This window comes from Pedobacter sp. BG31 (assembly GCF_042464845.1).
GTDB classification, from domain to species: domain Bacteria; phylum Bacteroidota; class Bacteroidia; order Sphingobacteriales; family Sphingobacteriaceae; genus Pedobacter; species Pedobacter suwonensis.
The window spans coordinates 186,425-200,126 of the sequence record NZ_JBHNZK010000005.1 but is presented as its reverse complement, the minus strand read 5'-3'; the positions used below and the strand labels follow the sequence as shown (position 1 = coordinate 200,126).

General features: G+C 39.3%; 14 protein-coding genes. All 14 read right to left on the bottom strand.

Annotation, left to right across the window (positions count from 1 at the left end):
• Positions 1-36: 36 nt before the first annotated feature.
• The gene (locus ACFE6N_RS08870; protein ID WP_378935667.1) at positions 37-2,013 is read right to left on the bottom strand and encodes a thiamine pyrophosphate-dependent enzyme; all 1,977 of its coding nucleotides are present in this window, start codon (positions 2,011-2,013) and stop codon (positions 37-39) included.
• Between the two features lie 30 nt (positions 2,014-2,043).
• Positions 2,044-3,432: a LutB/LldF family L-lactate oxidation iron-sulfur protein gene (locus ACFE6N_RS08865; RefSeq protein WP_378935665.1), complete on the bottom strand. Its 1,389-nt coding sequence runs from the start codon at positions 3,430-3,432 to the stop codon at positions 2,044-2,046.
• Positions 3,433-3,569: 137 nt separating this feature from the next.
• The gene (locus tag ACFE6N_RS08860; protein ID WP_378935813.1) at positions 3,570-3,803 is read right to left on the bottom strand and encodes a type II toxin-antitoxin system VapC family toxin; all 234 of its coding nucleotides are present in this window, start codon (positions 3,801-3,803) and stop codon (positions 3,570-3,572) included.
• Positions 3,804-3,955: 152 nt separating this feature from the next.
• Positions 3,956-4,165: a DUF2281 domain-containing protein gene (locus tag ACFE6N_RS08855; protein WP_378935663.1), complete on the bottom strand. Its 210-nt coding sequence runs from the start codon at positions 4,163-4,165 to the stop codon at positions 3,956-3,958.
• Between the two features lie 87 nt (positions 4,166-4,252).
• A complete protein-coding gene (locus ACFE6N_RS08850) occupies positions 4,253-5,887 on the bottom strand; it encodes a M28 family peptidase (RefSeq protein ID WP_378935661.1) in 1,635 nt (544 codons plus the stop codon).
• A 25-nt stretch (positions 5,888-5,912) separates the two neighbouring features.
• On the bottom strand, positions 5,913-6,350 hold the full coding sequence (gene rpiB / locus ACFE6N_RS08845; protein ID WP_145857262.1) for a ribose 5-phosphate isomerase B: 438 nt from the start codon (positions 6,348-6,350) through the stop codon (positions 5,913-5,915).
• Between the two features lie 45 nt (positions 6,351-6,395).
• A complete protein-coding gene (tatC, locus tag ACFE6N_RS08840; RefSeq protein WP_378935659.1) occupies positions 6,396-7,277 on the bottom strand; it encodes a twin-arginine translocase subunit TatC in 882 nt (293 codons plus the stop codon).
• A gap of 121 nt (positions 7,278-7,398) precedes the next feature.
• Positions 7,399-8,595, bottom strand: a complete 1,197-nt coding sequence (locus tag ACFE6N_RS08835) for an LVIVD repeat-containing protein (protein ID WP_378935657.1) — start codon at positions 8,593-8,595, stop codon at positions 7,399-7,401.
• Between the two features lie 469 nt (positions 8,596-9,064).
• Positions 9,065-9,250 (bottom strand): Txe/YoeB family addiction module toxin, encoded by a 186-nt coding sequence (locus ACFE6N_RS08830; protein ID WP_378935811.1) that lies wholly within the window; start codon positions 9,248-9,250, stop codon positions 9,065-9,067.
• A 70-nt stretch (positions 9,251-9,320) separates the two neighbouring features.
• Positions 9,321-9,518 (bottom strand): DUF2683 family protein, encoded by a 198-nt coding sequence (locus tag ACFE6N_RS08825; protein ID WP_378935655.1) that lies wholly within the window; start codon positions 9,516-9,518, stop codon positions 9,321-9,323.
• Positions 9,519-9,613: 95 nt separating this feature from the next.
• Positions 9,614-10,954 carry an acetyl-CoA carboxylase biotin carboxylase subunit gene (gene accC, locus ACFE6N_RS08820; protein WP_090986447.1) on the bottom strand — a complete coding sequence of 447 codons (1,341 nt, stop codon included), beginning with the start codon at positions 10,952-10,954 and terminating at the stop codon, positions 9,614-9,616.
• Positions 10,955-11,071: 117 nt separating this feature from the next.
• On the bottom strand, positions 11,072-11,551 hold the full coding sequence (gene accB, locus ACFE6N_RS08815) for an acetyl-CoA carboxylase biotin carboxyl carrier protein (protein ID WP_090986449.1): 480 nt from the start codon (positions 11,549-11,551) through the stop codon (positions 11,072-11,074).
• Positions 11,552-11,671: 120 nt separating this feature from the next.
• Positions 11,672-12,670: a beta-ketoacyl-ACP synthase III gene (locus ACFE6N_RS08810; protein ID WP_090986451.1), complete on the bottom strand. Its 999-nt coding sequence runs from the start codon at positions 12,668-12,670 to the stop codon at positions 11,672-11,674.
• Between the two features lie 18 nt (positions 12,671-12,688).
• Entirely contained in the window at positions 12,689-13,627 is a 939-nt protein-coding gene (gene plsX / locus ACFE6N_RS08805; protein WP_145857256.1) for a phosphate acyltransferase PlsX, read from the bottom strand.
• Positions 13,628-13,702: the final 75 nt, after the last annotated feature.

The window sequence follows — 13,702 nt, the reverse complement described above, 5'->3', positions numbered from 1 at the left end:
TAACCAATTTAAATAGTTTATACAATTAACCTCTGTTTAATATTTTAATAATTTATCAATTATTTCTGCTAATCTGGCTTTAGCCAGAAAACCATCTTCCAGCACCTTGCTCATTGGAATGGCAGTATCTAAACTTGCACAACGCATTACAGGTGCATCCAGGTATTGGAAAAGATGCTCGCCAATCCAGGCAGAAATTTCAGCACCGAAACCATTGGTCAAGGTATCTTCGTGTAAAATCAATACCCTTCCGGTTGCTTTTACAGCTTCCTTTACCGTTGCCTGATCCCATGGCTGTAACGTACGCAGATCAACCAGGGTGGCTTCTTGTTCAGGATGGCTGCTTAAATGTTCTAAAGCCCAATGTACACCTAAACCATAGGTAATGATCGTAAACTGGTCTCCCGTTTTTAAAGTAGCGGCTTTTCCTATTTCGGTAGTATAATAGCCATCGTTTACCGGCCCGGTTAGGCTTCTATAAAGGTATTTATGTTCAAAGTAGATTACGGGATTGGGATCGGCTATGGCAGACAAAAGCAAACCCTTGGCATCTTCAGGAAATGCGGGATAAACAATTTTCAATCCCGGTGTTTTAATAAACCAGGCCTCATTGCTTTGCGAATGGAAAGGGCCGGCTCCTGTTCCAGCGCCGGTAGGCATACGTACAACTACATCTGCCTTTTCGCCCCAGCGATAATGCGTTTTGGCCAAATTGTTTACAATCTGGTTAAAGCCAGCGCTTACAAAATCGGCAAACTGCATTTCTACAACAGCTTTGTAACCGTTTATAGAAAGCCCTAAACCTGCGCCCACAATGGCCGATTCGCAAATAGGTGTATTGCGCACCCGGCTATTGCCATATTTAGCCATGAAGCCATCTGTAATTTTAAATGCCCCGCCATAACCGGCAATATCCTGCCCCATTAAAACCAGGTTAGGATATTTTTCCATCGCGAGATCGAGTGCATCGCTAATTGCATCCAGATACCTTTTTTCAGAAGCAGATTCGCCTGGTTGAACAATTTCGGAATGGTAGGGGAAGTACATGTCCCTTTCTTCTCTCGCGTGATCTGCAATGGGTTCCGGCTCTTCAAAAGCTTCTTCTACTGCTAATTCAATATCTTGCTTAAACTGAATCTTAATATTCGTAATAGTATCTGTTGTTAAAATACCTTGCTCAATTAAATAGGCCTCATAATTTTTTAAAGGATCTTTCTTTTCCCAATGGTCAAAAAGTTCCTGCGGAACATATTTCGTACCTGATGCTTCTTCATGGCCACGCATCCTGAAAGTCATGCACTCAACCAAAACAGGTCTGGGATCTTTTCGGATTTCCATGGCCAGCTGGTTAATGGTATCATAAACTTCTAAAATATTATTTCCGTCGATCTGAACACCCTCTATTCCATAACCAATGGCTTTATCAACCAGGTTTTTGCATCTGTATTGTTCTGCTGTTGGGGTTGACAGTCCATAGCCGTTGTTTTCGATCAGAAAGATAACAGGAAGGCCCCAAACTGCTGCAACGTTGACGGCTTCGTGGAAATCGCCCTCACTGGTGGCGCCTTCGCCGGTATAAACCAGTGTAGCCTGTTGTTTATTAGCCAAAAGATCGGCCAGGGCGATGCCATCGGCTAAAGCCATTTGTGGCCCTAAATGGGAGATCATGCCCACAATTTTATAATCTTGTGTGCCAAAATGGAAGGAGCGGTCGCGGCCTTTGGTAAAGCCGGTTAACTTGCCCTGCCATTGGGCCATTAATTTCTTTAGCGGAATATTACGTGAGGTAAAAACACCTAAATTGCGATGCATGGGTAAAATGTACTCACCTTTCTGCATGGCCATGGTACTGCCCACAGCAATGGCTTCCTGTCCGATACCCGAAAACCATTTCCCTATACGTCCCTGCCGCAATAATTTAAGCATTTTATCCTCTACCATTCTGGGATAAAGTAGTTTTTTATATAAATTCAATAAGAATTCATCGTCTTTATCTCTTCGGTTGAAATGCATATCTGGTTGGTTTGACTAATGATTCTGGACTCAGGACTCCCGGCTCTTCTTTAATTCCTCAAACTGTTTGGCGAATGATTTATCGGCAACCTTTGGCATTTCACGGTATTTGCCCCAACTCTTTTGAAAGAAGGTTTTGAGCATAAAGTTTTTAAATTTTCCGCCGAAGAAATCCATCCATTTGCGTTTTTGCATCATCTTGCTGAACATGCTCCAGCCGATTTCTTCCTGTTTGCCGTTCTCATGACCAGCTGCAGCATCTCTTCTGTTAAGCAGCAGCATTTTATGGATATCGATTTTTACCGGACATACTTCTGAGCATTTTCCGCAGAGACTGGAAGCATAGCTCAAATGCTTAAACTCTTCCATACCCTTCAAATGTGGCGTAATTACCGAGCCAATTGGGCCACTGTAGGTGGTATTATAAGTGTGTCCACCTATATTTTTATATACCGGGCAGGCATTTAAACAGGCACCACAACGAATGCAGTACAAACCTTGTCGCTGATCCTTTTGTGCCAGTAAATTGGTGCGGCCATTATCCAGCAGGATCACATACATTTCTTCAGGTCCATCCGTTTCATTTGGCTGCCGCGGTCCGCTCAGGATACTATTGTAAACCGTTAGGTTTTGTCCGGTACCATGCGAAGCCAACAAAGGCCAGAACAGGTCCAGGTCGGCCATAGAAGGAATGATCTTTTCAATACCAACAATGGCAATATGTATTTTGGGGAAAGTAGTGCTTAACCTGGCATTGCCTTCATTTTCGGTAATGGCAATACTGCCGGTATCGGCAATCAGGAAATTCCCTCCGCTTATACCAATATCGGCATTCAAATATTTGTCTCGGAGTAGTTCCCTGGCTTTTTGCACCAGCTGCGGTGGTGTAGCATCAATGGGAGTTCCAAATTTATCGTGGAATAACTGCGCAATATCGGTAGCACTTAAGTGCATGGCAGGGGTAACAATATGGTAAGGCGCCTGGCCCAATAACTGTACGATATATTCTCCCAGATCGCTTTCCAGCGATTCAATATTATTCTGCTCCAGGAAATCGTTCAGGTGAATTTCTTCGGTCGTCATCGATTTAGATTTGATGACCGTTTTTCCATTGTTTCTTTTAATGATATTGAGGATTTCTGCCTGGGCTTCGGCAGCATCATTTGCCCAGATCACCTTACCGCCGCGACGCTGAAAATTTGACTCGAATTCTGGTAAGAACTTGTCGAGATTTTCCATTACACGCCATTTAATTACATGGGCTTTTTTCTTAGAAGCCTCGAGGTTTTCGAATTTCGATAAGCCCCGTTCAACCGCCGTATTGTATTTACCAATATTATAATTTATGGTTTTACGGTGTGGCAAATCGAAAGCTTTCTCATCTGACTTCTCTAAAAATTCCTCGGCAGTTTTCATCAATAGCAATTTATTATAGGGTAACGAAGAATAACCGCTTTTAGTTTGGTGTTACTTCGTTAAAAACCAAAGATAGGAAACCCATTGAGTTTATTTTTTCAAAGTTGAAACAAAAGAAATTATTGTAATAAAAAATACTTTTACCAGATTACTTCTGGTATATATTTTTTAGCTATTTCATCGCTTGAAATAAAATCTAAGCCTAATTTTATACTTGTTGCAATAATAATTCTGTCGAAAGGATCGCGATGTAGAAATGGTAAAGCTTTAAGTGTTTTTAATATTTCTACATCTATTGGAAGAACCGTAATATTCGTTTCATTGCATGATTCAATGAGTTCATCAAATGAATACTCTAATTGAAGTTTACCTATTGATTGTTTTATTGTGATTTCTCACAAACTGGCAATACTTAGATAGAGGTTAAGGGTTGGGGCTTCTAAAATGTTTCTTGCTCTGTTAGATAATGCAATGTTGTCGTCCTGCATCCAAAGTAAAACGTGCGTATCAAGTAAATACTTTTTCACTACATGTAATCTTTAAAATCATCTAATGGCGTATTAAAATCATCACTCATTTTCATTTTCCCCTTAAGTAAACCTAGTTTTCTATTGCTTTTAACCGCATTTTTTTGGGAGACTTTTTTTTGCAAAATAAAATCAATAAAGTCTTCTACCTCTTGCTGGTAGGCAACAGGGATCATTTTAATTTTTTCTAAAATATGCAATTGATCCATAAACTCGTTTTATCAAAAATAACATTTTAAGTTTGAAATACACACAAAAAAGCCCCAACATTTCGTTGAGGCTGAGTATTTTGAACATTATTTCTTTGGATTCCCTTTTCCGTCCATGTCTACAACCGGACGCTTGGCTCTGTTGGCAAGCTCCCATGCGGTAAAGTAGGTGAGTTTTGCTCTTTTTGACAATAGAGGGAAGTTGATTTTGCTTACTTCATCGCCTGGTTTATGGTAATCCTGCTGTAACATTCCATCATAATAAAAGATAATCGGAATGCCTAACTTAGCAAAGTTGTAGTGGTCTGAGCGATAATAAATTTGCTCAGGGTCTTTAGGATCATCATATTTATAATCCAGTTTCATTTTAGTATAGGTAGCGTTTACCTGCTCACTTAAATTGGCGAGGTCGCTACTTAACATCCTCGAACCTACTGAATAAATGTAGTTTGCCGAATCAGGTTTGCCCAAATACTCTTCACCTATACGGCCAATCATATCAGTATTTAAATCAGCAATGGTATTGGCAACCGGGAAAACAGGATGCTCAGAATACCACTCGGAGCCCCACAGTCCTTTTTCTTCTCCAACAACAGTCATAAATAAGATACTGCGTTTAGGACCTTTACCTGCTTTTTTGGCATCAGTAAAAGCTTTTGCCATTAGTAAAACACCAGTAGTACCTGATCCATCGTCGTCGGCACCGTTGTTTACTTTATCTTTCGCGTTAGGATCAGTTTCCAAACCAATATGATCGTAGTGACCGGTTAAGATTAATACTTCTTTTTTAAGTACGGGATCTGATCCTTCCAAGTAACCCAAAACGTTTTCGCACCTAACCGATGCTTCGTTTTTGGCGGCACTTGCTGAAAAAGGAACATTTATTACCTGTGAAGCAGGTGTAAGACTTTGTGTAATTTTCTTTTGTAAGTCGGCTGCTGTAGTATTTGCTGATTTTAACAGATCGTTGGCTAAGGCCACAGAGATAGAAATGCGTGGTATCTCATTTTGTTTCTGCGCCTCAATAGCCGCATTTGTTTTGACCATTACACGGCCTTTATTTTGAGCCTGTTTGGTGTTTTCTGTAATTCTATCCACACTTGGATCGATGAGGATAATGGCTTTTACATTATTTTCAGCAAAATATTTTGCCCGGTTTTCTAACATGGCGCGGTAAGCAGCCCTATCAACGCGGGTACCAGGTTTAATGGTTGGGTCGCCACCGTTAAACATCATCACCACTTTGCCTTTAATATCTGTTCCTGCAAAATCGTTATAGCTGTCTTTTTTTATTCCGTAGCCAACAAATACAATCTGATCGGTAGAGAAGGTAAAACCCTTATCACTGATTAGGCTCGGAGAAACCACATAATCTTTCTGATACTCTTTCGGCTGACCGTTAACAGTTACATGGCTTTCTTTCAAGGTAACATTTACGAGGTTGATTTTCTGAAAATAACCTCCATTAACCGGGCCTTTTAAGCCAATTGATTTAAAATAATCGCGGATATAGTCTGCAGCCATCCAGGCGCCTTTTGTTCCTGTCTCGCGTCCTTCATATTCGTCGGATGCTAAAATGGAAAGGTGTTTATAGGCATTATCAGGATTAATGGCCCTGCTAAATTTAATAGCGTCTTTATTGGCAGGTAGTGGTTTAATCTGGCTAAAACAACTTGCTGTAACAAGTGTAGCCAAACCAAGGGTTAAAAACTTTTTGTTCATGATGATAATTTTAGTTGAGGTTGGGTTAGCAAGAAATCTTTTCAACCCGATTTTGGTGGCGGCCACCTTCAAACGGCGTAGTTAAAAAGGTTTCGGTAATTTGTTTGGCTTCATCTACAGATACAAAACGAGCCGGTATACAAAGTACATTAGCATTATTATGGAGGCGTACCAACGAAGCCACTTCGTTTTCCCAGCACAAGCCCGCTCTTATGCCCTGGTGTTTGTTAGCTGTTATGGCCACGCCGTTAGCCGAGCCGCATAGTAAAATACCGTAGGTAAATTCTCCGTTTTCAACGGCACTGGCCACAGGATGTGCAAAATCAGGATAGTCAACTGAATCTGCGGAGAAAGGTCCAAAATCCTTTACTTCGTAATCTTTTAAAAAATCTTTTAATATTTCTTTATAATCGAATCCGGCATGATCCGCGCCAATAGCAATTTTTATTTTTGTATCAGACATTGTCAAATGTATAGAGAATTATGAATTCTGTTCGTAATGTTTTTGTTAGTTTGCATAGAATGCAGCTTCAGCTTTTTTCTTCTTTCTTTCAATATAGGCCGAAACAAAAATACTCAGCTCATACAATAAGAATAAAGGAGTAGCTACTATCAACATCGTCATTATATCTGGTGTAGGGGTTACAATGGCAGCGATAATTAAAATAATTACAGTGGCATACCTTCTGCTGGCACGCATCAGTTTTGGCGTCATTAAACCAAGCTTGGATAGAATAAAAATGATAACCGGGAGCTCGAAGATAATCCCGGTACCCACAGTAAGGGTTGCAACCGATGACAGGTAAGAATCAACTGTAAAAGTATTTTTAATTTCAGTACTAACTGTATAACCGGTTAAAAAATTAACCGATAATGGACAAACTATAAAATAGCCAAAAAAGATACCAACAACGAACAATAAGGAGGCGAAAAAAACAAAACCACTGGCCGATTTGCGCTCATTATCGTGCAATGCTGGTTTAACGAAACGCCAGATCTCCCACAAGAGGTAAGGGAAGCCCACAACGATACCGCACATCACACAAACATTTAGCTGAAGGTTAAACTGGCCGGCCATCTCGGTATTGATGATTTCCCCATTAATTTTGGTGATACACATATCTTTACCTAAAGATGGGAAATGCTCTACCAGTTTACACATCATCCGATAAGTCCAAAAATCAGGCTTTTTGGGTCCAAAAATTATTTTATCCAGAATCTCCTCGTTGAAGTAAAAAGCGATACCCGTAAAAACGGCAATAGCAATTACGGCTCTGATTAAATGTTTACGGAGAACATCCAGATGATCGAAAAAAGACATTTCTGCCTCTAAATTGGTGCTCTTTTGACCGATAGCTTTTGTAAGTAAAGTTTTTTTAATGTCGCTCATGTTGAAAACAAAAATACCATTCTATTTGAATAGAATGGTATTTACGTGTTAAATATAGAAATAGTTTAGATTATTATGAGAAATGGCTGTAAAAATAACAAACTATGCTCTCATAGTAGTTTTAGAATTGGTTTTTAATTAAACTCAACTGCCTTAAATTTGCGGCGTTACTATAATTAAATTGATATATACCATCTTCTCCTGTAACGATCAAAGATTTAGGGCCGGCAATGACATCAAAACTTTTAATATTGTTTAGATGCTGCAACATGTTGTCGCTGATTTTCGTGTTATCTCTTATATTAAAACTCTTTATTCCATAGCTACCTTCGCAGAGAAAGAGATAATCACCAGAGGTGCTTAAGCCATGTGGGTTTTGCATTGGGTAAACCGCTATCTGTTTCGGCTTGGTCGGATCTTCAATATCCACAACTTCCAACTGATTACTGGCCTGCCTGCATAAATTGCCGGTGCGTAAAGTAACATAAGCATACTTGCCTTGTACAACCACCGGGTCGCAAGCGAAAATATGGCTGTAGGTAGATAGTTGGACAGGATTGGCCGGATCGCTGGCACTAAAGATGTGCATGCCTCTGTTGGTGCCTATGAATAACTTGTTATCATAAGGGAAGATGGTTTCTACTCCCCAACCCAAACTGATTGTCTTTAAAAATGTTGGGTCTGATGCGGTTTTAACATTAAACAGATTTAAATTACTTGTACCAACGGTATATAAATAATCGTTCATCAGGGTGAACCTGGCCATCGAACCGCCCTGGCCCGAACCAGCTTGAGAAGAAGAAGTACTGAAAGCAACATATTGCATTTCACGCTTATAAGTTTGTTTTTTTACTACTGTATCTTTATAAGTGTAAATATATTTTTCAATGCCTGGATTATTGAACTGACTAAAAACATCAGTTACCCTTTTAACCAATGTAATATTATTTATATTCGATAGATCGAAGGCCAGCAAATCGATAAAATTATCGGCATAAAGAATATTATTGTGGATTGCTAAATCTACATTGCCCGGGATTTTCAGAAAAGCCATATTCACAGGAGCACTCGGATTGGTATTATTGTAGATGTGAATGCCTTCATTGGGCTCATTAATGAAAAGATAATCTTTGTAGATGTATATTTTTCCAGTCTTTTTTGCGGGAGTAGCCCTGGTAAGTCCTGTAGGCATGGCCCTCATTTCCTTAGCGGAAATCATTTTGACAATCTGGATGGTTTCATACTCATCCTTTTTGCACGAAGTAAATACTGCAAAAGCAAGTAGGATAAGGAATGCGTTAGTTAGATTTTTTTTCATGTTTTGAATGTTTGTGACTAAACGTAACACATTAATTAAACGCTACAGCGTTATCGCTAACTATTAGATATCAGCTATTTATCTGTTGAAAGAAAATCTTGCAAAATAGATTAAGGCCGTTTCAAACATTCTGAACAGCCCTTTATAAACTGAACTCTATTAATAATTTGTTTTGAAGATATTTTATGAACGTTTTTATTTTCTGGTCGTCACCCTGAATTTATTTCAGGGTCTATTTTGTAGAAAAGGTGCTGGAATAAATTCAGCATGACGATCTCGTCATATAAACACTTAAAAATTAAAATTTATATCAAGAAAATAATCAAACTTAGGTTTGTAAGTATAAATGTGAAAATCATTATTATCCTTCAGAAAATTAGAAGGTTTCCATAAATTTTTTGTTGCAATTTACTGTCCTATTTATTATATTGAGAGCAGGATGATATTTAGATAAATTGGAGCTTTTAAGTTAATTATAGTGGCCTCTTAGCGAATAGATTTTAATAATCTGGTCAGTTTCTGAAACTGAATAAATAACTCTATGTTCTGAGTTTATTCTTCTAGACCACTTGCCTGTAAGATTATATTTCAGGGCCTCTGGTTTTTCAATACCTTCAAATGGAGAATTGTTTATCGCAACTAAAAGGCTATGAATTTTCTTTTGGATAATTGTATTTCCAGATTTCTTCCAAAATCTAAATCTTCATTAGCTTTTGGAAGAAAAACTATTTCCATAAGTTATCGAGATCAACTTTTGTGAATTTCCCTTCGCTGAAGTCTTGATCGCCTTTCAAAATTTTTTCAACAAATTCTGGGTTATAAGGCTTCTCTTCTTTTTCAAAAGAAATCTTCATTGCTTTTAAAACCTGCTTTATAGCATTTAGCTGCACTTTACTTTCCGGATGTACAATTAATGTTTCCATAATTCAAATTTACTGAAATAAATTTAATTCTTTGACAAAGCAAAATCCCATTTTGTTTTACCAAAATGGGATTTAAATTTCTATAACACTTCATGTTATTCCGAAAACTCAAAGGTTTCCATAAACTTGGTAGTGAAATTTCCTGCTCTGAAATTAGGGTCTTTCATCAATTGTAAATGGAAAGGAATGGTGGTTTTGATGCCTTCAATCACAAACTCGCTTAAAGCGCGTTCCATGGTACAAATGGCTTCTTCGCGGGTTTGAGCCACGCAGATTAATTTTGCAATCATTGAATCGTAATTCGCAGGGATAGAATATCCGGCATAAACGTGTGTATCTACACGAACACCATGACCACCTGGTGAATGAAAATTCGTAATTTTCCCTGGTGACGGGCGGAAATTATTTGCCGGGTCTTCGGCATTGATGCGGCACTCAATTGCGTGCATTTCCGGCGTATAGTTTTTACCTGAGATCGGAATGCCAGCAGCAACTTTAATCTGTTCTTTAATTAAATCGAAGTTGATTACCTCCTCGGTAACCGGATGTTCTACCTGGATACGGGTATTCATTTCCATGAAATAGAAGTTACGATGTTTATCAACCAAAAACTCAATAGTACCTGCACCTTCGTAATTTACGGCCATGGCACCTTTAATAGCTGCTTCACCCATTCTTAAACGCAGTTCTTCTGTCATAAATGGCGAAGGAGATTCTTCTACCAGTTTTTGGTGACGGCGTTGAATCGAACAATCGCGTTCTGATAAGTGACAGGCTTTGCCAAACTGGTCTCCAATAACCTGAATTTCAATGTGGCGTGGATCTTCGATGTATTTTTCTAAATATAAACCATCATTACCGAAGGCTGCGCCAGATTCCTGACGGGCGCTATCCCATGCATTTTCGAAATCTTCATCTTTCCAAACCACACGCATACCCCGGCCACCACCACCGGCAGTTGCTTTAAGGATAACCGGATAACCCATTTCGTTGGCAATTGCAATACCCTCTTTAACGCTGGTAAGCAAACCTTCTGAGCCTGGAATGGTTGGAACACCGGCATTTTTCATGGTTGCTTTAGCCGAAGCTTTGTCGCCCATATCGTTAATTTGCTCTGGCGTGGCACCAATAAATTTGATATTATACTCGCGGCAGATGTTAGAGAACTTTGCGTTTTCTGACAAGAAACCGTAACCTGGATGTATGGCATCGGCATTGGTTAGTTCTGCAGCAGAAATGATATTCGGAATATTTAAATAAGAATCTTTACTAGGTGGAGGGCCAATACAAACAGCCTCATCAGCAAAACGTACGTGCAAACTTTCGCGATCAGCGGTAGAATAAACAGCAACCGTTTTGATGCCCATTTCCTTACAGGTACGGATAATACGCAAAGCGATTTCACCCCTGTTGGCAATTAGTATTTTTTTAAACATAATTTTACCTTTTCTGATTACACCGATGTTAATGATTACCCCCGATTTATTCGGTAAATAACCACCACTCTGATCAATTGTAATCGGTGTTATCTAATTAATCTGTGTAATCAATAACTAAATAGGTTCTACTAAAAATAACGGTTGGTCGTATTCTACAGGCGATGCATTATCAACCAATATTTTAACGATACGGCCTGAAACTTCACTTTCAATCTCGTTGAAAAGTTTCATAGCCTCTATGATACAAACTACTTTACCCGCGCTAATTTCGTCACCAACATTCACAAACATTGGTTTTTCAGGGCTAGCCGAACGATAAAAAGTACCGATCATTGGTGATTTGATCGTAATGTATTTTGAAGTGTCTTCTGCAACAGGTGGTACAGCTGGTGTTGCTGCCGTAGGAGCAGTAGGAGCTGTGGCAACAGGAGCAGCAGCCTGTACAAGCGGAGCTTGTGGTACGGTAGCATGCACAACTGTTGGTGCCTGGTTTGTTTTGATCGTGATTTTGAAGTTTTCCTGCTCAATAGCAACTTCATTTACTCCAGAACGAGAAACAAATTTAATCAGTTCCTGTATTTGTTTAATATCCATTTTTTAGGCTAGTTATGTAAAAAATAGTGTTTATTGAATTAACTAAGTTATACTTTTTTTTGTTTTATTTTTTTATCCGGGCAGTACTTTTACTTCGGACTCCGGACTAAAGACTTCCGACTATTTTGTATCGTAAGCCCATTTAAGATATACCGAACCCCAGGTAAAGCCACCACCGAAAGCAGCTAAAACGATGTTATCGCCTTTTTTCAACTTGCTTTCCCACTCCCATAAACATAAAGGAATTGTTCCATTGGTTGTATTACCATAACGTTCGATGTTGATCATCACTTTATCAGTAGTAACACCCATGCGGTTAGCAGTAGCATCAATGATGCGTTTGTTGGCTTGGTGCGGTACTAACCAGGCCACATCATCAGCAGTTAAACTGTTACGCTCCATAATTTCGGCAGCAACATCGGCCATATTGGTTACGGCAAATTTGAATACTGTTGGACCTTCCTGATGCGCAAAATGCTCTTTGGCATCAATGGTCTCGTGGGAGGCAGGCTTAACAGAACCACCGGCTTTCATCCCCAGGAAATCTCTTCCGGAACCATCTGTTCTTAAAATAGAATCCTGAATGCCCAAGCCTTCTTCATTTGGTTCCAGTAAAGCACAGCCACAGCCATCGCCAAAAATGATACAGGTGGTGCGGTCTTCATAATTGATAATCGACGACATCTTGTCGCCTCCAACTACCAAAACTTTTTTATGTCTACCTGATTCAACAAATGATGCACCTGTAGAAAGACCAAATAAAAAGCCGGAACAAGCGGCCTGTAAATCATAACCCCAGGCATTGGTGGCGCCAACTTTATCTGCTAAAACGTTTGCTGTTGCAGGGAAAGTAAAATCCGGAGTAGTGGTGCAAAAGATGATCAGTTCAATCTCTTTTGCATCAATTCCTCTCTTTTTAAGTAAACCGTTTACCGCATGAACGGCCATGTCGGAAGTACCTAAACCCTCACCTTTTAAAATTCTACGTTCTTTAATTCCCGTTCTACTGGTAATCCATTCATCGGAAGTGTCAACAATGGTTTCTAACTCTGCGTTTGTAAGCACATAGTCGGGGACATAACCATTTACTGCTGTAATAGCAGCGTGAATTTTACTCATTTTAAGAATTTTAATAAATTATTTAAATGCCATTCTAATTTTTTCTACCAATCCGGTGGTAATCATTTCTCTGGATTGCAGAACCATATTTTTAACAGCCAGCGGACTGGAAATTCCATGTCCGATAACAACGGGAGCATTAACACCTAGAACCGGGCTACCGCCATATTGTTCATAATTAAAACGATCGAAAAACTCATCTTTTAATCCCTTTTTAATGGTAAGCACGTAAAACGATTCGGCTAATTTTAGCATCACATTTCCGGTAAAACCATCGCACACAATTACATCGGCTTTTTCGTTAAATAAATCTCTGCCTTCAACATTTCCAACGAAGTTGAAGAGGCTGGTTTCTTTCATTAACGGAAAAGTAGCCATGCTTAGCATATTTCCTTTTTCATCTTCTTCACCAATATTCATCAAGGCTACTTTAGGGTCATTAATCTGCAAAAGATTTTCTGCATATAAACTGCCCAAAACGCCAAATTGTAATAAAATATCAGGTTTACAGTCGGCATTTGCACCTACATCTAACAGCAGGCCTGTGCCGCCTTTAATTTTCGGAAGAATTGTACATAAACAAGGGCGGATAATGCCCGGAATGGTTTTAACGCTAAAAACAGCGCCAACCAACATGGCTCCAGAATTACCGGCACTTGCGAAAGAGTCGATTTTACCTTCTTTTAAAAGATTAAAACCAACAGCTATGCTAGAATTAGGTTTCTGAACAATTGCTTTGGTGGGGTGTTCGCCCATACCGATTACTTCATCAGTATGAACGTATTCAAAATGATCCGGATTAAAACCCTCCTCTGCAAGAATGGGTTTAATCTGTTCGGTATCGCCAATAAGAACTAAATGCTCTCCAGCGTTAAGCGATTGATGAGCAGCTATTGCTCCCAAAACAATTGCTTTGGGAGCATAGTCTCCGCCCATTATGTCGAGGCCTATTTTCATAGAAAAAATCTGTTTGTGTTAAGTCAGGTGTAATCCTGAATTTTTCAGTTGACTAAGGTATGACTAAAGCCGCTG